The sequence below is a fragment of the Pseudonocardia kujensis genome (assembly GCF_021283305.1).
GTDB lineage: Bacteria > Actinomycetota > Actinomycetes > Mycobacteriales > Pseudonocardiaceae > Pseudonocardia > Pseudonocardia kujensis.
In genome coordinates, this window is sequence record NZ_JAJSOK010000021.1 from 1 (window position 1) to 23,420 (window position 23,420).

The window sequence follows — 23,420 nt, forward strand, 5'->3', positions numbered from 1 at the left end:
ACCACCCCTCCCGTCGCTCCCCCGGCGGCCTCGCTGCCCGCGCGACGGCGGCCGGGCCAGGATCTCCCCCGTGCCCCGCGACCCGATCGGCCCGGCGACCGTGCCCGGCGCCTTCGACGACCACGCCGCCTCGTACGACCGGCTCGTCGGGCGCAACCCCGGCTACCACGAGCACCTGCGGCTGTCGGCCCACCGGCTCGGACGACGGTCGGCTCCGCCCCGGTCGACCACCGGGCCGCGGCTGCTGGACCTGGGCTGCGGGACGGGCGCGTCGACGGCCGCGCTGCTGGCCGTCGCGCCGGACGCCGAGATCGTGGCCGTCGACGGCTCGGCGGAGATGATCGCGGAGGCGCGCCGCAAGGACTGGCCGGACCGGGTCCGGTTCGTGCACTCCCGGCTGGAGGACCTGCCCACGACCGGGATCACCGGTCCGTTCGACGGGATCCTCGCCGCCTACCTCGTGCGCAACCTGCCCGACCGCGACGCGGGCCTGAAGGCGATGCACGACCTGCTCGCCCCCGGCGCGCCGATCGCGGTGCACGAGTACTCCGTGCAGGACAGCCTGCGCGCCCGGGCGGTCTGGACCGCGGTCTCCTGGGGGATCATCATCCCGATGGGCCGCCGGGTCACCGGCTCGGCGGACCTCTACCGCTACCTCTGGCGGAGCGTCCTCGACTTCGACGGCGCCGGGCGGCTCGCCGCACGGATGCGCGCGGCCGGTTTCGTCGACGTCCGCCACGAGCCGGTGACCGGCTGGCAACGCGGCATCGTGCATTCCTTCCTGGGCAACCGCCCGGCCTGACCGGCACCGCCGCCCCGGCCGACCGTCACGCCCGGTCCCGCAGCGCCTCCCCGCCCTCGCTGTGCGAGGCGCAGTGGGCGCAGCAGAAGAACTTCCCGCCGGCCTGCACCCCGTGCCCGATGATCGTGCAGCCGCAGTGCTCGCACACCGGTGCCATCCGGTGGATCGCGCACTCGAAGCTGTCGAACACGTGCACCGCGCCCTGCGCGTGCACCTCGAACGCCATGTCGTAGTCGTTGCCGCAGACCTCGCACTGCGCCATCACGCGCTCCTCTCCTCGACGGGCCACCCGCCTACCCGCCCCCGACGGCCCGAAGCACCGCGCATGGCCGCGGCGCCGCCGGGGTAGGCGGACGCCCCGACCAGACGAGGAGGAGCAGATGCCCGACCCCGGCAGCCACGCCTTCGACGTGCCGCGCACCCGCCGCCGCGCCGAGTACGACGACACCGGCACCCCGGACGAGCACGCCGACCGCGCCGCACGCGAGGAGCTGGAGCGCGAGCACCCGCCGGTGCCGAAGGGCGATCCCGAACGGGCCGCCGGGCCCCGGGGCGACGGGCAGGGCGGGCCGGCCGTCGAGAAGTCCCCGGCCACCGGGCCGGCCCTGCGCAGCACGGCCTTCACCGACCACACCCTCATCCCCGACCGCCACCACGGCGCCGGCGACGCGGTCCCGCCGCCGCTGGAGTGGAGCGAGGTGCCCGACGCCGCCGCGGAGCTCGCCGTGCTGGTCGAGGACCTGGACGCCGGGGGCCGCGTCCACCGGCTCGTCGTGGGGATCCCGCCCTCGGCCGCCGGGCTCGGTGAGGACGGGCTGCCCGCCGGCGCGGCCGAGGGGCGCACCGGCGCGCACGGTCTCGGCTGGGACCCTCCGCACCCGCCCGTCGGCGAGGAGCACCGGTACGCCTTCCGCCTGCTCGTCCTCGACACCCCGCTCGGCCTCGCCGAGGGCGCGAGCGCCGAGGACCTGCACGCTGCCGCCGAGGGCCACGAGATCTGCCGCGGCACCCTGGTCGGGCTCGTGGGCCGCTGAGCCCGTACCCACGACACCTCCGCACCGGGAGCCACACCTGCGCGTGTGATTAGGTGCAGCCGGAATACGGTCACGGGAGGTGGCGATGGCGCAGGCGGACGGCGGGCGCGTGCGGGCCCTGCTGCGCAGCGGGGACAAGGTGCTGCGGCGCTGGGTCGAGGCGGCGGAGGTGCCGCTGCGTGGCCGGTTGACCACCGGCGAGCTCGGTCGGACCTGCTCGGACCTGCTGGCGGTGCTGGTCGAGGCCTCGGACGGCGGGCTCGACGTCACGTCCGACGCCTACGCCGGCGCCCGCGGCTTCCTCGCCGAGCTCTCCCGGGACTGGGCACGGCGCGGCTTCAGTCCCAGCGAGACGGCCTCGGCGGTCTTCGCGCTCAAGGAGGCGCTGTTCGCCGCGGCCGACGAGGACGGCGGGGGCGACCTCACCACCGTCCTCGAGGCCTCCCGCTGGGTCGACGCGCTGGGCCTGGTGACCTTCGAGAGCTTCGCCCGCGCCCGCGAGCAGGTGATCAGCGAGCAGGCCGAGCAGCTGCTGGAGCTGACCACGCCGGTGGTGAAGCTGTGGGAGGGCGTGGTGGCCGTCCCGCTGATCGGCACGCTGGACTCCGCGCGCACCCAGATCGTGATGGAGAAGCTGCTGCAGACCCTGGTGGACACCGGCTCCGAGCACGCGATCATCGACATCACCGGCGTCCCCGCGGTCGACACGGAGGTCGCCCAGCACCTGCTGAAGACGGTCGTCGCGGCGCGGCTCATGGGCGCCGAGTGCACGATCTCGGGCATCCGGCCGCAGATCGCGCAGACGATCGTGACCCTGGGCATCGAGTTCGGCGACATCACCACCAAGTCGTCCCTGGCCGACGCGCTGCTCCACGCCATGCGCAGCACGGGCGTCGAGGTCGTCCGCCGGGCCGGGAGCCGCTGACCGTGGAGCGGGTTCCGGTCCTGTCCCTGGGCGACGCGCTGCTCGTGTCGATCCAGGTCGACCTCCAGGACAACACGGTCCTCGCGCTCCAGGAGGACCTGGCCGAGCGGATCGTGGCCACGGGCGCGCGAGGCGTGCTCATCGACATCTCCGCGGTCGACATCGTCGACTCCTTCATCGGGCGCATGTTCGCCTCGATCGCCGCGCTGTCCCGGCTGCTCGACGCCGAGACCGTCGTCGTCGGGATGCGGCCGGCGGTGGCGATCACGCTCGTCGAGCTCGGGTTGTCGCTGCCGGGCGTGCGCACGGCGCTCGACGTCGAACGCGGGATGAGGATCCTGCGCGCGGCGTCCGAACGGCGCGGGCCACGGCCCGCCGACGAGCCGGACGACCTCGTCCCCGTCGCGGAGGGCGGCGGCGCGGCCGCCGGGGCGTGACCACCTCCACCGGCGTCGAGGAGCTGCCGATCCGCAGCGGCGACGACGTCGTGCGGGTCCGGCAGCTGGTCCGGGCCCGGGCCCAGGAGGTCCGGCTGTCGCTGGTGGACCAGACGAAGCTCGTCACGGCCGCCAGCGAGCTGGCCCGCAACACGCTCGTGCACGGCGGCTCCGGCACGGCCACGGTCGAGACCCTGCACCGCGACGGGCGGGCCGGGATCCGGGCCGTGTTCGCCGACGAGGGGCCGGGCATCCCGGACGTCGACCAGGCCCTGACCCCGGGCTGGACCAGCGGATCCGGGCTCGGCCTCGGACTCTCGGGCGCGCGCAAGCTCGTCGACGAGTTCGCGATCGACACCGCGGTCGGCCGCGGCACGACGGTCACCGTGGTCAAGTGGACCCGGTGATCCCTCCTCGGGTCGAGGACGTCGCCTGGCTGCCGCTCGACGACCCGAGCGCTCCCGGCGGGGCGCGCCGCGCGGCGGAGAAGCTGGCCGAGCAGCTCGGCTTCCCGGAGCAGCGCGTGGCCGAGGTCGGCCTGGCCGTCACCGAGATCGGGACGAACGTGCTCCGGCACGCCGGTGGCGGGACGTTGCTGCTCCGCGCGGTGCACCTGGACAAGACCGGCGGGGTGGAGGTCGTCGCCGTCGACTCCGGGCCGGGGATGAGCGACGTGCCGGCCTCGAGCCGCGACGGGCACTCCACACGCGGCACCCTCGGTGTCGGGCTGGGGACGATCGGCCGGCTGGCCGACGCCCTCGACATCGGCTCCCGCCCCGGCAGGGGCACCGTGCTCGTCGCCCGGTTCCGGCCCGAGCGCGAGGTCGGCCCGCCCGGGCCCGACGCGGCCGGCGTCACCCGCCCGCTCTCCGGCGAGCAGCTCTGCGGCGACGCGTACGCGCTGCGGGAGGAGGGCTCCCGGCTCTGGCTGATGCTCTGCGACGGCGCCGGCCACGGACCGCTCGCCGCCGCCGCGGCGCGGGAGGCGGTGCGGTCCTTCGCCGAACCCGAGCGCCCGCCGTCGACCCCGCTCGACGCGCTGCGGGCGATCCACGGGGCCATGTCCGGCACCCGCGGGGGCGCCGTCGCGGTGGCCGAGCTGGACCCCGGCGCCGGGCTCGTGCGGTTCGCCGGGGTCGGCAACGTGGCGGGCGCGGTCGCGAGCGGCACGGCGAAGCGCAGCATGATCTCGGTCGGGGGCATCGCCGGCTACCGCGTCCCCACGTTGCGCGCCTACGACTACCCGCTGCCGCCCGACGCCGTTGTCGTCCTGCACTCGGACGGCGTCCGGCCGCGGTGGCAGGCCGAGGACCTCGTCCCGCTCCCCCACCGGTCCCCGGTGCTGGTCGCCGCCGCGCTGCTGCGCGACGAGGGCGTGCGCCAGGACGACGCCTCGGTCGTGGTCGGCCGGGCCTCCGGGGCCGGCCGGTGACGACCGTGCGGGGCGAGGTGTTCCGGCTGCGGGTCCGCGGCGAGCAGGACGTGTTCGTTACCCGGCAGCGGGGCCGCGAGGTCGCGGCGCTCGCCGGGCTCGAGCACCAGGACCAGATCCGGGTCGCGACCGCGCTCAGCGAGCTCAGCCGCGAGCTCGCCACGCTGCCCGGCGAGGTCACGATCACGATCTCGCTGGGCGCGGTGCCCGCCCCGGCGCTGGTGCTCACCGCGGAGTGGACCGGGGAGGCCGGAAACCCCGAGCACCTCGAGGGCGTCCGGGCCGCCGCGCGCCTGACGGACGGCTGCGAGGTCAGCCACGCGGACACGGGCGGCGCGGTGCGGCTGGTCAAGCGGCTGCCGCCGGGCAGCCGCGTCGACCCCGACCAGGCCGAACGGATCCGCATCGCCGTACGCGAGTCCCGCGCGGCGGACGCGCTCGCCACGCTGCGCATCCAGAACCAGGACCTGCTGGAGGCGTTGGAGAGCCTGCAGGCGCGCCAGGAGGACCTGCTGCAGGTCAACGCCGAGCTCGAGGAGACCAACCGCGGGGTGCTGGCCCTGCACGCGGAGCTCTCCGAGGAGCTGGAGGAGACCAACCGCGGCGTGGTCGCCCTCTACGCGGAGCTCGACGACGCCTCCACCCGGCTGCGCGAGGCCAGCGAGGCGAAGACCCGCTTCTGGGCGAACGTGAGCCACGAGCTGCGCACCCCGCTCAACTCGGTGTTGGGCATCTCGCGGCTGCTGCTGGACCCGGAGGGCGGGTCGCTCGACTCCGAGCAGCAACACCAGGTCGAGCTGATCCGCGACGCGGGCGCCATGCTGTTGTCCCTGGTCAACGAGCTGCTCGACGTGGCGAAGGCCGAGTCGGGCCAGATCGGGTCCACCATCGTGCCCACGGACCTGGGCGCGGTGTTCGACGAGCTGCGCGCCACGTTGCGCCCCGTCGCCGGGGCCGAGGTCGAGCTCGTCGTGGAGCCGCCGGAGATCGACGTCCTGTGGACCGATCCGGTTCTCCTCGGCAGGATCCTGCGCAACCTGGTGAGCAACGGCCTGAAGTTCACCGAGCGGGGCGAGGTGCGGGTCCGGGCGGGCCTGGTCCCGGGGAGCGGGGAGGTGGAGGTCCGGGTGAGCGACACCGGGATCGGCATCCCCGCCGAGTACCAGCAGCGGGTGTTCGAGGAGTTCTACCAGGTCCGCGGGCACCTGCAGGCCGCCAGCGGCGGCACCGGCCTGGGCCTGCCGTACTCGCGGCGGCTCGCCGCGATCCTCGGCGGGTCTCTCGAGATGGCGAGCGTGCCGGGCCGCGGGACCGTGCTGACGCTGCGCCTGCCCGGGCGTCCGGCAGGCGAGGCCGCGGCCGACGTCGTGCCGCTCGGCCGCGTACTCGTCGTGGACGACGACCCGGCGGTGCGGGCGCTGCTGCGCCGGATCGTCGAGGGGCTCGAGGGCGAGGTCACGGAGGCGGGGTCCGGGCCGGCGGCGCAGCGCGCGCTCGCCGCCGCGGTCCCCGATCTCGTGCTGCTGGACCTCGACATCCCGGCCCCGACCGGCAGCGAGGTCCTCGCCGGGATACGCGCGGACCCTGCCCTCGCCGCCGTCCCGGTCGTGGTGGTCACGGCCGCGCAGCTCACCGAGGCGCGGCGGCGCGACCTGGGCCGGACCGCCGTCGTCGTCGACAAGGCGCAGCTGTCCGGGCCGGTGCTGGTCGCCGCGGTCGGCGCGGCGCGCGACCTGGTCGGGCGGACCGCGTGACCGGTCCGGAGACGGCCCCCGACGTGGTCGACGGGACCACGATCCTGGTGGTCGACGACAACGCCGGTAACCGGTACGTCGCCGCCAGCTGGCTGCGACGTGCCGGCTACCGCGTGGTGGAGGCGACGACCGGCACGGAGGCGCTGGACCGGGTGGCCCGGGACCCGATCGACGTCGTGCTGCTCGACGTCGGGCTGCCGGACATGAGCGGGTTCGAGGTGTGCGAGCGGATCAAGTCCGATCCCGTGCTCAGCCGCCCGGTGATCCACCTGTCCGCCACCGCGATCCGCGGCCAGGACCGGGCCCAGGGGCTCACCCGCGGCGCCGACGCCTACCTCGTCGAGCCGGTCGAGCCGGACGAGCTGCGCGCCACCGTGTGGTCGGTGCTGCGCTACCACCGCGCGCGGGCGGCGGCGGAGCGGCTCGCGGACCGGCTGGCCGGGCTCAGCCGCGCGACCATGGCGATGAACGCGGCCGTCGACTTCGACGAGCTGGCCACCACGATCGCGTCCGGCGCGGCGGCACTGGCGGAGGTGCCGGCGGCCGCCCTGGTCGCGGCGTCGGACCGGACCGTGCGCCGGGCCGTCGTCGACCCGGCGGATCCGGACGACACCCCGCGGTGCGACTCGGTGTCGTCGCGGCTGCTCGACCGGCTCGCCGGCACGCTGCCCGACGGTCCGGCCGCCGTGGCGTGGGCAGAGGCGGTGGACGGCGAGGCGGTGGACGGCGAGGCGGTGGACGGCGAGGCGGTGGACGGCGAGGCCGGCGAACCGGCGTCGGCCCTGCGGTTCGGGTTCCGGGCCGGCCGGGTCGCGATCGTGCTGCGGACGCCGCAGCTGGGCACCGAGCTGCGGGACCTGCTGGCCCAGCTGGGCAACGCGGCCGCGCTCGCCGTGGACTCCCTCCAGCTCTACGTCGAGGAGCACACCCTCGCCCTGACCCTGCAGCGCGCGTTCCTCCCCAGCGGGCCCGTCGCGCCGCCCGGGTTGGAGGTCGCGGTGCGGTACGTGCCGGCGGCGCAGAACACCGAGATCGGCGGGGACTTCTACGAGGTCGTCGAGCTCGGCGAGGGGCGGCTGCTGCTCGCGATCGGCGACGTGTCGGGCCACTCCATCCACGCGGCGACCGTGATGGTCGAGCTGCGGCACGCGCTGCGCGCCTACGCGGTCGAGGGGCACGGGCCGGCGGCCATCCTGCAGCGGCTCGAGGACCTGCTGCGGCGCTACCACCCGCGCGAGTTCGCGACGGTCTGCGTGATGGTCCTCGACACCGTCCGTGACGTCGTCACCGTGGCCAACGCGGGCCACCTCGCGCCGCTGCTCGCCTCGCCCGAGGGCACCGTCCCGCTCGCCGCGCGGGGTCCGATGCTGGGCCTGCGCCGCCCGCACGGGGCGGACTCGGTGCTCGCCCTGCCGCCGCGGTGGACGCTCGTGCTCTACACCGACGGGCTGGTCGAGAAGCGGGGCGTGGACCTCGACGCGGCGCTGGAGGACCTGCGCACCGCCGTGTCCGTGGACCCCGCCCCCGAGGAGCTCGGCGACCGGCTGCTTGCCCGGTTCGCCGGCGTCCGCGAGGACGACATCGCGCTGCTGATCCTGCGCGGCGGCGCCTGACGGCTACCTCAGGCGCCACCAGAGCGAGACCGTGGTCCCGCCCGCTCCGCGGTCGATCTCCGCGTGGTCACTCAGGTTCGTGATCATCGCCAGGCCACGGCCGCGGTGGCCCGGGTCCGCCGGGATCGGCCGCCAGCGCCCCTCGTCCCGTACCGTGACCAGGACGCAACCCCCGGCCGTGCACATGGCGGTCAGGTCGACCGGGCGCTCGCCGTCCGTGTAGGCGTGCTCCGCGGCGTTGACCATGGCCTCGTAGCAGGCCAGCAGCAGGTCCTCCACGGTCTCCTCGTCGAGCCCGGTCGCCGCGGCCCACGTGCCCAGATCGCGGCGCACCGCGGCCAGTCGCGCGGCCTCGCCGGGGAACCGGTGCTCGAGGAGCGGGCCGTCCACCGCGGGCTCCCGGCCCCAGGCCTGCGCATCCGGCGGATCGCCGACGGGCTGCGGATCGGGCCGGACCGGAACGGTCACCATCAGGCGTCCCCGAGCGCGGCGGCCCGGGAGGTGTACAGCGCGAGGGTCCGGTCCATGCCGGTGATCTGCAGCGGCCGCAGCACCCGCCGCGAGTCCGCCACCACCCGCAGCGCCACGCCGCGCTCCTCCGCGCCGCGGTGGGCGAGGGCGACCGCGGTCAGCCCGACCGAGGTGAAGAAGTCGACGCCGGTCAGGTCCAGGACGAGGACCGCCGGCTGCGCCTGCAGCTCCGCCTGCAGGGTCTCGTCCAGCCCGGCGGCGGTGACGAGGTCGATCTCGCCGGCGACGGCGACGACGGTGGCGCGGTCGAGGCGCTCGATGTCGACGGTCAGCGCGTCGTCCGGTCCCGCGCGCAGGAGTGGGTTGATCTCGGCCGTGCCCGAGGTGCGCCGTACCTGCATCGTCCGCCCTTCACCCGCCCGACCCGCGGGGCGATCCGTCGGCGGGCCGGGCGCGCGGCGCACGCGAGGTGATCCGGTCCCGGCCCCGGGCGGGAGGCTACGCGCCCGCTCGGCACGCCTCCAGCGGGAGCGGACCCGGCGCGCGGACGTCACGGACCGGGCTGGGTGGCGGCGCGGGCCCGGACGGCCCGCGGGATGACGGCCGGTGGCGCACCGCACCCCTCGAACGGTGGCCGACCGGCCGGCGCCGGTCTTGAACGGCGTTCAGTATCGACGCACGCCCCAACCTAGTAGCGTGCGCGCCGTCATGACGGGGAGGGTGCGGCTCGACGTCGCGACGCGGCGCGAGCAGCTGCTGGCCGCGGGCATCGCCCTGTTCGGCTCCCGCCCCTATGCCGAGGTCGAGATCGCCGACATCGCCCGGGCCGCCGGCGTCTCCCGCGGGCTGCTCTACCACTACTTCCCGGACAAGCGGAGCTTCTTCGCCGCCGTCGTCGGCCGCCAGGTCGCCGAGCTCGCCCGGGTCACCCGCACCGACCCCGCCGACCCGCCCGGCGTCCGGCTGCGCGCCGGCGTCGACGCCTACTTCGACTTCATCGAGGCCCACCCGCAGTGGTACCGCTCGCTGTACCGCAGCACCGCCAACGCCGACGACGTCGTGCGCGGCCTCCTCGACGAGGCCCACTCCCGTCAGGCCGACGGCATCGTCTCGCTCTTCCCCGGTCTCGACCCCACCCCCGTCCAGCGCCTCGCCGTCCGCAGCTGGATCGCCTTCCTCGCCAGCGCCGGCATCGGGTGGCTCGAGGGCGTGCCCGCCCCTCGGGACGAGGTGCGGGAGACGTGCTGTGCGGCGCTGCTCGCGGCGCTGGGGATCGAGGCCTGACGAGCGGGCGCCGTGCTCCACCCTGCTCGCGGCCGTCCGGCCGACCACGGACGACACCGCCGAGCTCGAGACACTGCTGCGTCGCCCGGGTGCCGAGCACTCTCTGCGTCACGGGGTCGAGGCGGGGCGACCCGAGGCACGCCCGGCGCCTCTCCCGGATCCGGGGCCGAGCGGAGCAGGGGCCACATGGCCCATGGCTCCCGGGCCCGCCGGGGTGCATCGTCGAGCGTGGCCCGCCCTCCGGCGGGGCGTCGTGCGGGCGAGGAGGCTCCGTGATCGAGCCCTACCAGGTCGTCGGTCTCGTCCCGACCATGCGGGGCATCCGCTACCGCGACGAGATCAAACGGAACATCGAGCACCTCGGCCACCTGATGAAGGCGGCGTCGTGGCTGTCGGCGATGGCCCTGCCGGTCCGCCTGATCACCATCCCCGAGGGTGCGCTGCAGGGCTTCAACGACGAGGTGCTCGACCACGACCACGAGTGGTTCGCCGCGGAGTGCGCGATCGACATCCCCGGCTCGGAGACCGACGCGCTCGGTGCCTTGGCCGCCAGGTGGGACGCCTACGTCATGGCCACCGCCAAGGCGCGGCACCCGGAGTTCCCCGGCCGCTTCTTCAACGTCGGGTTCGCGATCTCCCCGGCCGAGGAGATCGTGCTCGTCCACCACAAGGTGACGCCCCTGCAGCCGGTGGAGCACTCGGTGACCCCGCACAACGTCTGGGACCGCTGGGTCGAGCTCTACGGCGACGGGCTCGACGCCTTCTACCCCGTGGCGGACACCGAGATCGGCCGGCTCGGCGTGATGATGGCCAACGAGGCCTCGTACCCGGAGAACGCGCGCGGGCTCGCGATGAACGGCTGCGAGGTGGCCTACCGCGGCCCCTACCCGCACCCGCACGCCGGCAACGGCTTCTACGAGATCCAGAACCGGGCCAGGGCGCTGGACAACAACATGTACGTGATCGCCAACCAGGTCGGCACGTACTACCTGGACGCCGAGTCGGACATCCCCATCGACACCTTCGGCTCGGCCAGCATGGTCTGCGACTACCGCGGCGCCGTCGTGGGCCAGGTGGGCTACGCCGGGCACTCCACCTACGTCGCCGGCACGATCGACGTCCAGGCACTGCGCGACTTCCGCTCCCGCGCCCAGTTCGGCAACTGGCTGAAGGACCTCACGACCGAGCAGTACCAGGTCATCTACCGCGAGCCGATCTACCCGAAGAACCTCTACCTGGACCGGAAGCCGTACGCGCACGACGAGTACCGGCGCAAGGTGACCGAGAAACAGGTCGAGCTCCTGCACGAGCGGGACATCTGGCGCCGCCCCGACCCGGGCACCCGGGACGACGGCTGACGACGGCCCACCACGGGGTGCCGGCCGGCCTCACCGCAGCTTCTCGATCCCGGGCGCCGGGGCCTCGAGGGGCGCTCGACGGGCTCCGCCTGCGGTGTCGCCCGGGCGGTCAGGAGGCGGCGGCGACCGGCTGCCGGAGAATGGTCCGCAGGGTCGCGGGGTCGGCCCGCCGGGGGTCACCGAGGTAGATCTCGTGGTGCCGGCCGACCATGGTCAGGCCGTGCTCCGGGATGAACTCGTGGTGCATGCGCCGCAGCAGGGGCGCCTCGTCGTCGTAGGCGCCGACGTGAAGCGCCTGGACGCAGCGGCCTTCCGCCAGGGTCTCCACGCGGACGTCGTGCAGCCGGACGGGCGCCTTCCGGGCGGCGACCTGCTCGACCGCCGTGTCCACCATCTCCCCCGTGATCCAGTCCGGCGTCATGATCATGAGCGTCCAGTCCCACCGGGACTTGTCCCGGGCCGCGGTGAAGGCGTCCATGTCGTCGGCCCACCAGAGGCCTTCCAGCGGCATGACCACGTAGTCGCGGCCGAGCTCCTTCCTGCTGAGGAACTTCAGCGCGTACGCCAGGGGGTAGAGCGCCGACACCGCGGCCTCGTACACCGGGGTGTTCGGGTCGCCGTGGCCGTCGATCATCAGGTACCGGAGGTCCGGCACGTCGAGCACCTCCGGCGCGTCGCGTTTCGCCGTGTAGCACGGCAGCTCCCGCTTCAGGTCCACCTTGGTCGCCACGGGCCCCCCGATGCTGCACGTCAGGACGGCGCGGAGGCCGGATCCTCCCGCCCCCGACCCGGGACGCCGCCGCCGCGGATCATCTCAGCTCCTCCGGAGGCGGCCCGAGCAGCTCGCGCACGGCCTCGCAGCCCTCCTCGGTGATCAGCTGGTCGACGTAGAGCTCGCGGAGGATCTTGAACTCCGGCGGCTCGTCCTCGTGGACGACGATCCGGTCCGCGCCGTGCTGCGCGGCCAGCGCGTTCACGGCCTCCTTGACGTCGTGGAACGACGCGTCCAGCTCGTCGGCCAGCTCACGCATCCGCTTGATCATCCGTGCCTCCGGTTCCGCCGTCGGGCCCTGCGCCGGGGAGGTCTCACGCGCCCGTGGTCCCCCGGATAGCTCGCCGGGCCCCGTCCGACACCCGTGGAATTCTCCCCCTCCCGTCCGGCCACCGGGGCGCGAACCTGTCGATCCGCTGACGATCGCGCGCCCACCAGGGGTGGTGCCGCCGCTCGGTCGGCACGACGCCGCACCTCGGAGCACCATGTCCCCGATGACCTGGACGTCGCCACCCGACCTCCCACCCGTCGCGTCGCGGGCGGGTGCCTCCTGCCGGACCGAGGTGCGCGAGCGCGTCCTGCTGGTCGACGACGACGGCCGCATCCGCCAGGCCCTGTCCCTCGCCCTCGACGACGAGGGTTTCGCGGTCTCGACCGCACCGTCGGGCGAGGAGGCGATGGTGGCGGTCGGCCGCGGGGCCGTCGACCTCGTGCTGCTCGACCTGATGCTCCCGGGGATGGACGGCCTCGTCGTGTGCCGGCAGGTGCGGGCCCAGGGCGACCTGCCGATCATCATCATCACGGCGCGCTCCGACTCGGCCGACGTCATCGCCGGGCTGGAGGCCGGCGCCGACGACTACGTCACCAAGCCGATCGTCGCCGGCGAGCTCGCGGCGCGGATCCGCGCGCTGCTGCGCCGCAGACGACCGGGCACGCCGCCGGCGGAGCTGCGGCTCGGCGACGTCGAGATCAGGCCGGACGAAGGCCTGGTCCGCTGCCACCGGGGCCCCGAGCCGACCGAGGTGCACCTGACGCGCACGGAGTTCCGCCTGCTCGTCGAGCTGGCCGCGGCCGACGGCCGGGTCGTGACGCGGGAGGACCTGCTGCGGCGGGTCTGGGGCTACGACTACCTCGGCGACACGCGCCTCCTCGACGTCCACGTCCGCCGGCTCCGGCTCAAGATCGAGCCCGACCCGGACGCCCCCACCCTCGTCCTCACCGTGCGCGGCGCGGGCTACCGGGCCGCCGGCCGGTCCGATGGTCGCGGCTAGCTCCCCGACGGGGTCCGCCGCCCCGCCCCGCCCGCCCAACCTGCTGCGGCGCAGGCTGCCCCTGCGCTGGCGCATCGCGGTCGCCTTCGCCGTGGTCTCGCTGGCGATCACCGGCCTGCTCGCCCTGGCGACCTGGCACCTCGCGTCGGGATTCCTGCTGGCCAAGCGGGAGCAGGGCGCGACGATGCAGGCCGCGGTCGACGCGCGACTGGTACAGGAGACGCTGCACGACCCGGTCCGGGACGGGTCCGGCGACCTGCTCACCGGCCTCGCCGGGGGTGGGGACGGGGCGGTCGCCCTGCGCCGCAACGGCACCTGGACGACGAGCGGCCGGCGGTTCGACGTCGACGCGCTCCCCGACGACCTGCTCGCCCTGGCCGGCTCCGGGACGCCGGCGCGGCAGCGGATCATCGCGGGCGGGATCCCGGTGCTGGCCGTGGCGATCCCTCTGCCGGACGCGGTCTACGTCGAGCTCGCGCCCCTCAACGGGCTCGACACGACGCTGCGGTTCCTCAGCGGGGTGCTGGTGGCCGGGGTGGGTGTCAGCGGGTTGCTCGGCCTGGGGCTGGGCGGCTGGGCGGGCCGGCGCGCGCTGCGCCCGCTGACCGAGCTGCGCGACGCGGCCGCCCGGGTCGCCGCCGGCGACCTCGACGCCCGGCTCCCCGCGCAGGACGACGCCGACCTCGCGCCCCTGGCCGCGACCTTCAACCGCACCGCGGAGGATCTCCAGCGACGGGTCCGCCGCGACGCGCGCTTCGCCGGCGACGTGAGCCACGAGCTGCGCTCCCCGCTGACCACCCTGGTCAACGCCGTCGCCGTGCTGCGCCGCCGTCGCGCGGAGCTCCCGCCGACCGCCCGGCAGGCCGTCGACCTGCTCGACGCGGACGTGCACCGCTTCCGGAAGATGGTCACCGACCTGCTGGAGATCTCCCGGGACGAGCACGTCGACCCGGCCGACCTCGAGGTGTGCGACGTGGTCGACATCGTCACGCACGCCGTCGGGACCCGGACGGGCGTCGCCGTGGAGGTCGTCGGGACGCCACCCACGATCGAGGTGGACCGCCGCCGCCTCGACCGGGTCGTCGGCAACCTGCTGGACAACGCGGACCACCACGCAGGCGGGGCCGTCCGGGTCGGGGTGGCGGCGGCGGACGACGGCGTGCGGATCGAGGTGGACGACGCCGGCCCCGGGATCCCGCCCGAGTTCCGCGAGGAGGTGTTCGAGCGGTTCGCCCGCGGGGCCACGGCCGGGCGGCGCGACGAGGCCGGCGGGACGGGCCTCGGCCTGGCCCTCGTCGCCCGGCACGTCCGGGCCCACCACGGCCGGATCCGCGTCGAGGACAGTCCCGCGGGCGGTGCCCGGATCGTCGTCGAGCTGCCGGGGGACCGGCGATGACCGACCAGCACGGACACGGACACGGACGGGCGCTCGGCCGGGTCGCGGTGATCGCCGTCGTGGCAGGGATGGCAGCGGCGTGCGGGGTCGGCACCGAGGACCACCCGCAGCGCATCGACCCGACGCTGGTGGCACCCGCCCCGACGCCGACGGTGACCGTGGTGCCCGACCCGCCCTCGCCGTCCCGAGCGCCCGGTAACACCCCCGCCACGTCGAGGTCCCGGGAAACGACGACCCCGGGCCGCCACTGAGACCGCCCGTCCACCCGGACCACCCACGTGTGTTCCGCCGCGCAACGGGTACGGCCGTCCACCGGAACCGCGGGAGAGGAGCCCCTCGCGTGACCGACGAGCCGCCCACCGTGCCCCGGCTGGTGTCCGAGGTGGTCGGCCGCCTGCCGAGCGTGCTCGAGGAGGTCGCCGGGCAGCTCGCGACGCAGCACCCCGGCTACGCGGGCTTCGTCGACACCGAGTTCCGGAACGTCCTGGCGGGGGCCGAGGCGTTCACCGAGCGGGTGTTCCGCGTCGCGGCCGAGGGTCATCACAGCCGGTCGGGCTTCGTGACCGACGGGGAGCGCGCGCTGTTCATGACCATCGGGCGCGAGCACTACCACCAGCACCAGGACATCGACGCGCTGCTGGCCGCCTACCGGATCGGCGCCGCCGTGGCGTGGCGCCACATCGCCGACGTCGCACTGGGGCACCGACTGCCGTCCACGCGGTTCGCCGGCCTCGCCGCGGCCGTGTTCGCCGCCGTCGAGGAACTGTCCGCCGCGAGCCGGCAGGGCTACGTCGCCGCCGAGAGCGAACGCCGGCAGAGCGTCCGGCGGCACCGCCACGAGCTGCTCGAGCTGCTGCTCTCCGAGGGCCCCAGCCGCACCGCGATCGACGCCGTGGCGGCGCGCGCGGACTGGCCGGTGCCGGAGTGCGCGGCGGTGGTGCTGGTCGACGACACCGAACTCCGCGAGCAGCTCGACGGCCACGGCGTGGTCGGGGACGGGCCGGTCCTCGTGGTCCCCGATCCCGACCGGCCGGGCCGCAGCGAGCACCTGCGGTCCCTGCTGCACGGCCGGGGCGCCGTGCTCGGCAGCACCGTGCCGGTCGACCGCCTCCACACCGGGCTCGAGCTGGCCCGCCTGGCCGCGCGGCTGCGGGACGGGGGGCTGCTGACCGGCGATCCCCTCGTCGTCGACGACCACCTCGACGCCCTCATCGTGCACCGCGACGAGCAGCTCCTGGAGGCCCTGCGCACCCGCCTGCTGGCGCCGGTGCTCGAGCTTCCCGGCTCCTCCGCCGACCGGCTGGTGGAGACCCTGGGCAGCTGGCTGTTGCACCTGGGCAACGGCAGGGCCGTGGCCGAGGAGCTGCACGTGCACCCGCAGACCGTGCGCTACCGGCTGGGCCGGCTGCGCGAGCTGCTGGACCTCGACACCCCCCGGCACCGGGCCGCGCTGCTCCTCGCGGTCGGCTGGCCGGGCACGGACCCGGCCGAGGGGAGCGGGACCGACGTGGCCCGGTCCTGACCTGCTCGAGGGCCCGGTGCCCGGCCCGTCAGGTGCGTCCCATGAGCTGGGGCGGGGTGTGCCGGAGCACCGCGGCCGTCGATACGGGGACCAGGCCCCGACGACCCCCCCGAGGATCGAACCGAGGGCGAGCGCGAGGCCGATGAGCAGGGGTTCCCGGTCCGCGGCGTCCCATCCCTCACGGGACCCTCATGCCGCCCGGTACCCCTCGAGGTCGCGCTCCCTGACCTCGAGTCCGTGCCCGGGCCGCGACCGGTCCGGGCGCAGCACCCCGCCGTCACCGGGTTCGAGGACGCCGTCGAAGGCGAGGCGCTCGATCCGCTCGTGGTCGTGGAAGTACTCGAGGTGGCGCAGGTGCCAGACGGCCGTACCGACGTGCGCCGAGACCTGCGGCGCGCAGTGCAGCGAGAGGTCCAGGCTCCGCGCGTCGCAGAGGGCGGCGACGCGCAGCAGGGCGCTCGGCCCGCCGCACCGCGTGACGTCGGCCTGCAGGCAGTCCACGGCCCCGGCCGTGAGCATGTGGTGGAAGTAGGGCAGGTCGTAGCCGTACTCCCCCGCGGCGACGTCCATCCCGCCCGGTCCGCGGTCGCGCACCAGTCGCAGCCCCTCGAGATCGTCGGAGCTGACCGGCTCCTCGAGCCAGCGCACGTCGTGGTCGGCGAGCCGGTGGGCCCACTGGAGGGCCTGTTTGCGGGTCCAGGCCCCGTTGGCGTCGACGAAGAGCTCGACCTCGTCGCCGACGGCCTTGCGCGCCGCCCGTACCCGGTGCGGATCGGCCCTCCGATCCCGCCCGACCTTCATCTTGACCCGCGGGATGCCGGCCTCCACCCAGCCGCACAGCTGCTCGACGAGGCGGCGGTCGTCGTAGGAGGTGAACCCGCCGCTGCCGTAGACCGGTGTCGCCTCGTGCACGGCGCCGAGCACGGTGCACAGCGGCAGGCCCTGCAGCCGGGCGTGCAGGTCCCACAACGCGATGTCGACCGCGGAGATCGCCTCGGCGACCAGCCCGGGCCGGCCGAGGTTGCGCACCGCGTGCAGCATCGCCGCCCAGGACGCGGCCGGGGTGGCAGCGTCGCGGCCGTGGACGATCTGGGCGAGCTTCCCGGTGACCACCCGTGCCGCGGCCGGTCCGGCGTAGGTGTAGCCGATGCCGGTGCGTCCACCTCCGTGGGCGCGCACGAGGACGAGGGTGGTGGAGTCCCAGCTCAGGGTGCCGTCGGACTCGGGGCCGTCGGTGGGGATCGTGTAGGCGGCCGCCTCGAGCTGCTCGACGACGACGGACGCCCGGTTCTCCGTGTCGGTCATGCCTCCCGCCTACCCCCGCGCGCCGGCCTCGAGGACCCCGAAACCGTTTCGTCAGGCAATCGCAGGGTCGGATGCCGCGCCCGACACCGACCGGACGGGTAGCCGTGGAGCAGGACCCCGAGGGGCACTGCCCCGGGGCCGCCGAGACCGCACACGACGACGCTACGAGGTGGGAGCGGCAATGCCGAAGGTCGCCGACCATGTCCTGCAACGCCTGACCGAGTGGGGCATCCACCGGATCTACGGCTACCCGGGCGACGGGATCAACGGGTTCCTGGGCGCACTGGACCGCGCGGACGGGAACCCGGAGCTGATCCAGCCGCGGCACGAGGAGATGGGCGCGTTCATGGCCGGCGCGCACGCCAAGTTCACCGGCGAGCTGGGCTGCTGCCTGGCGACCTCCGGAGGTGGGGCGATCCACCTGCTCAACGGCCTGTACGACGCCAAGCTCGACCACCAGCCGGTGGTGGCGATCGTCGGGCAGCAGAAGCGCTTCTCCCTCGGTGCGGCGTTCCAACAGGAGATCGACCCGACGGTGCTGTTCACCGACGTGTCGGAGTTCGTGCAGACCTGCATGCACCCCGCCCAGGCCCGTCAGCTGGTCGACCGCGCCTGCAAGGTCGCGCTGTCCAACCGCACCGTCGCCACGATCATCTTCCCGGTCGACGTGCAGGAGGAGGACGCGCAGCCCTCGCCGCCGCGCACCCACGGCGCGGTCTACACCAGTGTCGGCTGGACCCAGCCGCGGGTCATCCCGCCGCAGACCGAGCTGGAGAAGGCCGCGGAGATCCTCAACGAGGGCTCCAAGGTCGCGATGCTCGTCGGGCAGGGTGCCGCGGAGGCGCAGGACGAGGTGGTGGCCGCGGCCGAGCTGCTCGGCGCCGGGGTGGCCAAGACGCTGCTCGGGCGCGAGGTGCTGCCCGACGACCTGCCCTACGTCACCGGCCCGATCGGCCTGCTCGGCTCGACGGCCAGCTACGAGCTCATGAAGGACGCCGACACCCTGTTCATGGTCGGCACCAGCTTCCCGTACGCCGAGTGGCTGCCCGAGGAGGGTCAGTGCAAGGCCGTCGAGATCGACATCGACGGCCGCATGATCGGCGTGCGGTACCCGGTGCAGGCCAACTTGGTCGGCGACTCGCGCGACACCCTGCAGGCCCTGCTGCCCCTGTTGCGGCGCAAGGAGGACCGGTCCTGGCGGGAGAGGATCGAGAAGGAGGTCGAGCAGTGGTGGCGGGTCCTCGACGACCGCGCCCACGAGTCCGCCGACCCGCTCAACCCGCAGCTCGTCGCCTACGAGCTCTCCCCGCGACTGCCCGAGGACGCGATCATCACCACCGACTCCGGGTCGGCCACGAACTGGTGGGCGCAGTACCTGAAGCTCGGTCAGGGGATGCGCGCCTCGCTGGCCGGCACCCTCGCGACCATGGGCGCGGGCACCCCGTACGCCATCAGCGCCAAGTTCGCCTACCCGCACCGCCCGGTGATCGCGCTGGTCGGCGACGGGGCGTTCCAGATGAACGGGATGGCCGAGCTCGTCACCGTCAAGCGCTACCGCGAACGGCTCACCCGCGAGAACCCGACGCTGGTGTTCTGCGTGTTCAACAACCAGGACCTCAACCAGGTGACCTGGGAGCAGCGCGCCGAGTCCGGCGACCCGAAGTTCAGGGGCTCGCAGTGGATCCCCGACGTGCCGTACGCCGAGTTCGCGAAGCTCCTCGGGTTCGAGGGCATCAGGGTCGACGACCCGGCCGAGATGGGCCCGGCCTGGGACCGGGCGCTGGCGGCCGGGGGGCCGGTCGTGCTGGAGGTCGTCGTCGACCCGGAGATCCCGCCGATCCCGCCGCACATCAAGAAGGAGCTGGGCACGAAGGCGGCCACCGCGATGTTCAAGGGCGACCCCGAGGAGGCCGGGGTGATCACCAAGGGGGCGAAGCAGAAGCTGCACGAGTTCACCGAGTCGGTCAAGGACGCGATCCCGGGGAGGCACGAGTGAGCACTGCGAGGACGGTCGCGGTCCCGGCCCGGCCCGACCGGCGGTTCGCCGCGGGCATGGTCGCCACCGAGACGATCAACACGCAGGGGTTGGAGCAGCACCTGCGCCGCCACGTCACCGGCGAGGTCCGCTTCGACACCGCCTCGCTGGCGATGTACTCAGGCGACGCGTCCAACTTCCGGCAGGTCCCGGTCGGCGTGGTCGTGCCCAGGACGCTCGACGACGTCGTGGCCACGATGTGCGCCTGCCACCGCTACCGCGCACCGGTGGTCTCCCGCGGCGGGGCACCAGCCTCTCGGGCGAGACGGTCAACAACGCCGTCGTGATCGACTTCTCGAAGTACCTCACCCGGGTCGAGGAGGTCGACGCGGAGAACCGGCTGGTCACCACCGAGACCGGGGTGATCAACGAGCAGCTCAACAAGGTCACCGGCGAGTACGGACTGGTGTTCGGCCCCGACCCGTCCTCGCACTCGCGGTGCACCATCGGCGGCAACATCGGAAACAACTCGTGCGGGGTCCACTCGGTGCAGGCCCGCCACTACGGGCCCGGCCCGCGGACGTCGGACAACACCCACGCCCTGGAGATCGTCACCTACGACGGCGAGCGGTTCTGGGTCGGCGTGGACGAGGAGGACCGGCTCGACGAGATCATCGCCGCCGGCGGGCGCAAGGGCGCGATCTACGCGAAGCTGCGGGACCTGCGCGACCGCTACGGCGACGACATCCGCGCCGGGTACCCGTCGGTGGACGTGTTGCCGCGCCGGGTCTCCGGCTACAACCTCGACGAGCTGTTGCCGGAGAAGGGGTTCAACGTCGCCCGCGCCCTCGTCGGCACCGAGGGCACCTGCGCGATCGCGCTGCGGGCGGTGCTGATGCTCACCCCGGCGCTGTTCCGGCGGACCACCGTGCTGGTCCAGTACCCCGAGCTGGCCGAGGCCGCCACCCACGTACCCGAGATCATGAGGTGGAAGCCGATCGGGCTCGAGGCCCTCGACGAACGGCTGATCGAGGACGAGCAGCTGAAGAAGATCAACGTGGCGGGTCTGCACGAGCTGCCCCGGCGCCAGGAGGGCGGCGCCTGGTTGATGATCCAGTTCGGTGCCGACACCACGGAGGAGTCCGTGGGCCGGTGCCGGGAGTTCGTCGACTGGCTGTGCGGGGACAAGGGCTACGCCGAGGACCGCATCCGGGTCGCGAAGAGCGTGCAGGAAGGTGGGAACAGCGAGGCCCTCTGGGCGATCCGCGAGGGCGGCCTCGGCTCGACCGCGTTCCCCGCCGAGGGGGACCACTGGCCCGGCTGGGAGGACTCCGCGGTCCCGCCGGACAAGGTCGGCGACTACATCCGCGACCTCGACGCGCTCTACGACGAGCACGGGCTGCACGGCGCGATGTACGGCCACCTTGGCGAGGGCTGCATCCACTCCCGGATCAGCTTCGACCTGCGCACCGCCGAGGGGATCCGCGACTACCGCGCGTTCATGGAGGCGGCGGGCGACCTCGTCACCCGCTACGGCGGCACCCTCTCGGGCGAGCACGGCGACGGCCAGCAACGCGCCGAGCTGCTGGAGAAGCAGTACGGGCCCCGCCTGATGCAGGCCATGCGGGAGTTCAAGGCGATCTGGGACCCGGACGCCAAGATGAACCCGGGCAAGGTCGTCGACGCCTACCGGATGGACGAGAACCTCAGGCTGGGCCCGGACTACAACCCCTGGCGGCCGAAGGTCCGCTTCTCCTACGCGCAGGACGACGGCGACTTCGCCCACGCCGCACTGCGCTGCGTCGGGGTCGGGAAGTGCCGTGACCCCGAGCCCGCGCAGACCATGTGCCCCAGCTACCAGGTGACCCGGGAGGAGAAGCACACCACCCGCGGGCGGTCCCGGCTGCTGTTCGAGATGCTGCGCGGCGAGGTCATCACCGACGGGTGGCGGTCGAAGGAGGTCGCCGACGGCCTCGAGCTGTGCCTGGCCTGCAAGGGCTGCACCAGCGACTGCCCGGTCGACGTCGACATGCCCACCTACAAGGCGGAGTTCCGCTACCACCACTACAAGTCGTGGCGGCGCCGGCGGAACCGGCACGCCTACGCCTTCGGGTTCATCGACCAGGTGGCCCGGCTGGCGTCCCGGCGACCCCGGCTGGTCAACGCGGTCACGCAGACGCCGGGGCTCGCCCACCTGGCGAAGCTCGTCGCCCGCATCGACCTGCGCCGACCGCTGCCCGCCTTCGCCCCGCGGACGCTGCAGCAGTGGTTCGCCGAACGGGGCGGCACCCGCAATCCGAACGGACGCCGGGTCGTGCTGTTCCCGGACACGTTCACCAACCACCTGCACACCGACGTCGGGGCGGCCTGCGTGGAGGCCATCGAGGCAGCCGGCTGGCAGGTCGTCCTGCCGGAGGTGCACGTCTGCTGCGGGCGGCCGCTGTACGACTACGGCTTCCTCGACGCCGCCGACCGCTACCTGCGCCGCGTCCTCGACGTGCTCCGCGACGACATCCGGGCCGGCACCCCCGTCGTCGGGATGGAACCGAGCTGCCTGGCGGTGTTCAAGGACGAGCTGGTGAAGATGCGGCCGCACGACGACGACGCGCGGCGGCTGGCCGCCAACGCCTTCCACTTCGGCGAGTTCTTCACCCGCTTCGCCGTCGACCCGCCCCGGCGGCACGGGAAGGCGGTGCTGTGGGGGCACTGCCACCAGCGCGCGACCGGCGGGGTCGACGCCGACCGGAAGGTCCTCGAACGCATGGGGCTCGAGGTCGAGCCGGTCACCGGCGGCTGCTGCGGACTCGCCGGGTCCTGGGGCTTCGAGACGGGCAAGTACGACCTGTCGATGGCCTGCGGCGAGCAGGCGCTGCTCCCGGCGGTCCGGGACGCCGAGGCCGACGCGCTGATCGTCGCCAACGGGTTCTCCTGCTCGACCCAGATCGCCGACGCCCGCACCGGGCGCCGCGCGCTGCACCTCGGCGAGGTCATGGCGCAGGCCCTCCGCCACACCACGAACCACGACCCGAGGGGAGTCGCATGAGCACGGGAAACGTCGTCGTCACCGGGGGCACCGCGGGCGTGGGGCGCGCCGCCGTGCGCGCGTTCGCCGACGCCGGCTACGACGTCGCGGTGCTGGCCCGCGGGGCCGCCGGGCTGAAGGCGGCCGAGGAGGACGTCCGGGCCGCCGGCGGGAGGACGCTCGCCGTCCCGACCGACGTCGCGGACCCCGAGGCCGTCGAACGCGCGGCCCAGCAGGTGGAGGACGAGCTCGGGCCGATCGACGTCTGGGTCAACAGCGCGTTCGCCGGGTCGTTGGCCTTCTTCTGGGACACCACGGACGAGGAGTACCGGCGGATGACCGAGGTCACCTACTACGGCCAGGTCAACGGCACCCGCGCAGCCCTGGCTCGGATGCGGCCGCGCGACCACGGCGTGATCGTCAACGTCGGCTCGGCCATGGCCTACCGCTCGATCCCGCTGCAGTCCGCCTACTGCGGGGCCAAGCACGCGGTGGAGGGCTTCACCGAGGCGGTCGCCACCGAGCTCGCCCACGAGAAGAGCCGCGTGCGGATCTGCATGGTGCAGCTGCCCGGGCTCAACACGCCGCAGTTCAGCTGGAACCTGAACAAGATGCCGGGGCACCCGCGTCCGGTCGCGCCGGTCCACCAGCCCGAGCTGGCCGGCCGCGCCATCCGGTTCGTGGCCGAGCATCCCCGCCGCAGCATCTGGGTCGGGATCTCCACGGCCTACACGATCCTGGGCGAGCGGGTGGCGCCCACCCTGGTCCGCGCGTACCTCGCCCGGACCGGCGTCTCCGGTCAGCAGACGGACGCCGACCTGCCGCGCCACGGCTCGAACGTCTTCGCCCCCCGCGACGACGACACCGACCGCGGCGCGCACGGCGCCTTCGACGACGAGGCGCACTCCCGCGACCCGGTCCTGTGGGCCTCGATGCACCGGGGCGCCCTGCTCGCGGGTGCGGCGGCCTCCGGCCTCGCCGGGCTCGCCGGCCTCGGGTGGCGTCGGCGCCACTAGCCCGACCGGACGGCGGCGTCGCCACCGGCTC

Annotated in this window: 24 protein-coding genes; 18 read left to right on the forward strand and 6 right to left on the reverse strand. The window is 74.3% G+C overall.

Annotated elements, in window-relative coordinates:
- Nucleotides 1-70 precede the first annotated feature (70 nt).
- Nucleotides 71-802 carry a class I SAM-dependent methyltransferase gene (locus LWC35_RS16550; protein WP_232871032.1) on the forward strand — a complete coding sequence of 244 codons (732 nt, stop codon included), beginning with the start codon at nucleotides 71-73 and terminating at the stop codon, nucleotides 800-802.
- A gap of 25 nt (nucleotides 803-827) precedes the next feature.
- Here the strand turns inward: LWC35_RS16550 and LWC35_RS16555 are convergent, their stop codons facing one another.
- Nucleotides 828-1,064: a metallothionein gene (locus LWC35_RS16555; RefSeq protein WP_232871033.1), complete on the reverse strand. Its 237-nt coding sequence runs from the start codon at nucleotides 1,062-1,064 to the stop codon at nucleotides 828-830.
- Between the two features lie 118 nt (nucleotides 1,065-1,182).
- On the opposite strand from LWC35_RS16555, the gene LWC35_RS16560 reads away from it, so the two are divergent.
- The 7 genes from LWC35_RS16560 to LWC35_RS16590 all read left to right on the forward strand — a co-directional run bounded on the left by LWC35_RS16560 (nucleotide 1,183) and on the right by LWC35_RS16590 (nucleotide 7,997).
- Nucleotides 1,183-1,836, forward strand: a complete 654-nt coding sequence (locus tag LWC35_RS16560) for a YbhB/YbcL family Raf kinase inhibitor-like protein (RefSeq protein ID WP_308194565.1) — start codon at nucleotides 1,183-1,185, stop codon at nucleotides 1,834-1,836.
- An 85-nt stretch (nucleotides 1,837-1,921) separates the two neighbouring features.
- Entirely contained in the window at nucleotides 1,922-2,761 is an 840-nt protein-coding gene (locus LWC35_RS16565) for an STAS domain-containing protein (RefSeq protein ID WP_232871134.1), read from the forward strand.
- 2 nt (nucleotides 2,762-2,763) lie between these two features.
- Nucleotides 2,764-3,198 carry an STAS domain-containing protein gene (locus LWC35_RS16570; protein WP_232871034.1) on the forward strand — a complete coding sequence of 145 codons (435 nt, stop codon included), beginning with the start codon at nucleotides 2,764-2,766 and terminating at the stop codon, nucleotides 3,196-3,198.
- Nucleotides 3,195-3,605: an ATP-binding protein gene (locus LWC35_RS16575; RefSeq protein ID WP_232871035.1), complete on the forward strand. Its 411-nt coding sequence runs from the start codon at nucleotides 3,195-3,197 to the stop codon at nucleotides 3,603-3,605. Before LWC35_RS16570 ends, LWC35_RS16575 begins: the two co-directional genes overlap by 4 nt.
- Nucleotides 3,593-4,630, forward strand: coding sequence for an ATP-binding SpoIIE family protein phosphatase (locus LWC35_RS16580; RefSeq protein WP_232871036.1), 1,038 nt, complete (start codon nucleotides 3,593-3,595; stop codon nucleotides 4,628-4,630). Before LWC35_RS16575 ends, LWC35_RS16580 begins: the two co-directional genes overlap by 13 nt.
- Entirely contained in the window at nucleotides 4,627-6,384 is a 1,758-nt protein-coding gene (locus LWC35_RS16585; protein WP_232871037.1) for an ATP-binding protein, read from the forward strand. Before LWC35_RS16580 ends, LWC35_RS16585 begins: the two co-directional genes overlap by 4 nt.
- Nucleotides 6,381-7,997: a fused response regulator/phosphatase gene (locus LWC35_RS16590; RefSeq protein WP_232871038.1), complete on the forward strand. Its 1,617-nt coding sequence runs from the start codon at nucleotides 6,381-6,383 to the stop codon at nucleotides 7,995-7,997. The genes LWC35_RS16585 and LWC35_RS16590 overlap by 4 nt, the downstream gene beginning before the upstream one ends.
- Before the next feature lie 3 nt (nucleotides 7,998-8,000).
- On the opposite strand, the gene LWC35_RS16595 is transcribed toward LWC35_RS16590, so the two are convergent.
- Both LWC35_RS16595 and LWC35_RS16600 read right to left on the reverse strand, forming a co-directional pair.
- Nucleotides 8,001-8,468, reverse strand: coding sequence for an ATP-binding protein (locus LWC35_RS16595; protein ID WP_232871039.1), 468 nt, complete (start codon nucleotides 8,466-8,468; stop codon nucleotides 8,001-8,003).
- The gene (locus LWC35_RS16600) at nucleotides 8,468-8,869 is read right to left on the reverse strand and encodes an STAS domain-containing protein (RefSeq protein WP_232871040.1); all 402 of its coding nucleotides are present in this window, start codon (nucleotides 8,867-8,869) and stop codon (nucleotides 8,468-8,470) included. Before LWC35_RS16600 ends, LWC35_RS16595 begins: the two co-directional genes overlap by 1 nt.
- 307 nt (nucleotides 8,870-9,176) lie before the next feature.
- Here LWC35_RS16600 and LWC35_RS16605 point away from each other — a divergent pair, with 307 nt between their 5' ends.
- Both LWC35_RS16605 and LWC35_RS16610 read left to right on the forward strand, forming a co-directional pair.
- On the forward strand, nucleotides 9,177-9,752 hold the full coding sequence (locus LWC35_RS16605; RefSeq protein WP_232871041.1) for a TetR/AcrR family transcriptional regulator: 576 nt from the start codon (nucleotides 9,177-9,179) through the stop codon (nucleotides 9,750-9,752).
- Between the two features lie 272 nt (nucleotides 9,753-10,024).
- Entirely contained in the window at nucleotides 10,025-11,110 is a 1,086-nt protein-coding gene (locus LWC35_RS16610; protein WP_232871042.1) for a nitrilase-related carbon-nitrogen hydrolase, read from the forward strand.
- A 109-nt stretch (nucleotides 11,111-11,219) separates the two neighbouring features.
- Here LWC35_RS16610 and LWC35_RS16615 read toward each other — a convergent pair whose 3' ends face one another.
- Together LWC35_RS16615 and LWC35_RS16620 are read right to left on the reverse strand one after the other, a co-directional pair.
- Nucleotides 11,220-11,840 (reverse strand): GyrI-like domain-containing protein, encoded by a 621-nt coding sequence (locus tag LWC35_RS16615; RefSeq protein WP_232871043.1) that lies wholly within the window; start codon nucleotides 11,838-11,840, stop codon nucleotides 11,220-11,222.
- A 79-nt stretch (nucleotides 11,841-11,919) separates the two neighbouring features.
- Nucleotides 11,920-12,153, reverse strand: coding sequence for a hypothetical protein (locus tag LWC35_RS16620; protein ID WP_232871044.1), 234 nt, complete (start codon nucleotides 12,151-12,153; stop codon nucleotides 11,920-11,922).
- Nucleotides 12,154-12,376: 223 nt separating this feature from the next.
- Here LWC35_RS16620 and LWC35_RS16625 point away from each other — a divergent pair, with 223 nt between their 5' ends.
- The 4 genes from LWC35_RS16625 (at nucleotide 12,377) to LWC35_RS16640 (ending at nucleotide 16,071) form a co-directional block, all read left to right on the forward strand.
- The gene (locus tag LWC35_RS16625) at nucleotides 12,377-13,153 is read left to right on the forward strand and encodes a response regulator (RefSeq protein WP_269804281.1); all 777 of its coding nucleotides are present in this window, start codon (nucleotides 12,377-12,379) and stop codon (nucleotides 13,151-13,153) included.
- Nucleotides 13,140-14,549, forward strand: a complete 1,410-nt coding sequence (locus LWC35_RS16630; RefSeq protein WP_232871045.1) for a sensor histidine kinase — start codon at nucleotides 13,140-13,142, stop codon at nucleotides 14,547-14,549. The genes LWC35_RS16625 and LWC35_RS16630 overlap by 14 nt, the downstream gene beginning before the upstream one ends.
- Nucleotides 14,546-14,800 (forward strand): hypothetical protein, encoded by a 255-nt coding sequence (locus LWC35_RS16635; protein ID WP_232871046.1) that lies wholly within the window; start codon nucleotides 14,546-14,548, stop codon nucleotides 14,798-14,800. Before LWC35_RS16630 ends, LWC35_RS16635 begins: the two co-directional genes overlap by 4 nt.
- Before the next feature lie 89 nt (nucleotides 14,801-14,889).
- Entirely contained in the window at nucleotides 14,890-16,071 is a 1,182-nt protein-coding gene (locus LWC35_RS16640; RefSeq protein WP_232871047.1) for a PucR family transcriptional regulator, read from the forward strand.
- A 189-nt stretch (nucleotides 16,072-16,260) separates the two neighbouring features.
- Here LWC35_RS16640 and LWC35_RS16645 read toward each other — a convergent pair whose 3' ends face one another.
- Nucleotides 16,261-17,376, reverse strand: coding sequence for an enolase C-terminal domain-like protein (locus LWC35_RS16645; protein ID WP_232871048.1), 1,116 nt, complete (start codon nucleotides 17,374-17,376; stop codon nucleotides 16,261-16,263).
- A gap of 181 nt (nucleotides 17,377-17,557) precedes the next feature.
- Between LWC35_RS16645 and LWC35_RS16650 the strand changes: the two genes are divergently transcribed.
- The 4 genes from LWC35_RS16650 to LWC35_RS16665 are packed head-to-tail and all read left to right on the forward strand — an operon-like array spanning nucleotide 17,558 to nucleotide 23,389.
- The gene (locus LWC35_RS16650; protein WP_232871049.1) at nucleotides 17,558-19,372 is read left to right on the forward strand and encodes a thiamine pyrophosphate-requiring protein; all 1,815 of its coding nucleotides are present in this window, start codon (nucleotides 17,558-17,560) and stop codon (nucleotides 19,370-19,372) included.
- A complete protein-coding gene (locus LWC35_RS16655) occupies nucleotides 19,369-19,698 on the forward strand; it encodes an FAD-binding oxidoreductase (protein ID WP_232871050.1) in 330 nt (109 codons plus the stop codon). The genes LWC35_RS16650 and LWC35_RS16655 overlap by 4 nt, the downstream gene beginning before the upstream one ends.
- The gene (locus LWC35_RS16660) at nucleotides 19,695-22,394 is read left to right on the forward strand and encodes an FAD-binding and (Fe-S)-binding domain-containing protein (RefSeq protein ID WP_232871051.1); all 2,700 of its coding nucleotides are present in this window, start codon (nucleotides 19,695-19,697) and stop codon (nucleotides 22,392-22,394) included. Before LWC35_RS16655 ends, LWC35_RS16660 begins: the two co-directional genes overlap by 4 nt.
- A complete protein-coding gene (locus LWC35_RS16665; protein WP_232871052.1) occupies nucleotides 22,391-23,389 on the forward strand; it encodes an SDR family oxidoreductase in 999 nt (332 codons plus the stop codon). The genes LWC35_RS16660 and LWC35_RS16665 overlap by 4 nt, the downstream gene beginning before the upstream one ends.
- Nucleotides 23,390-23,420 lie beyond the last annotated feature (31 nt).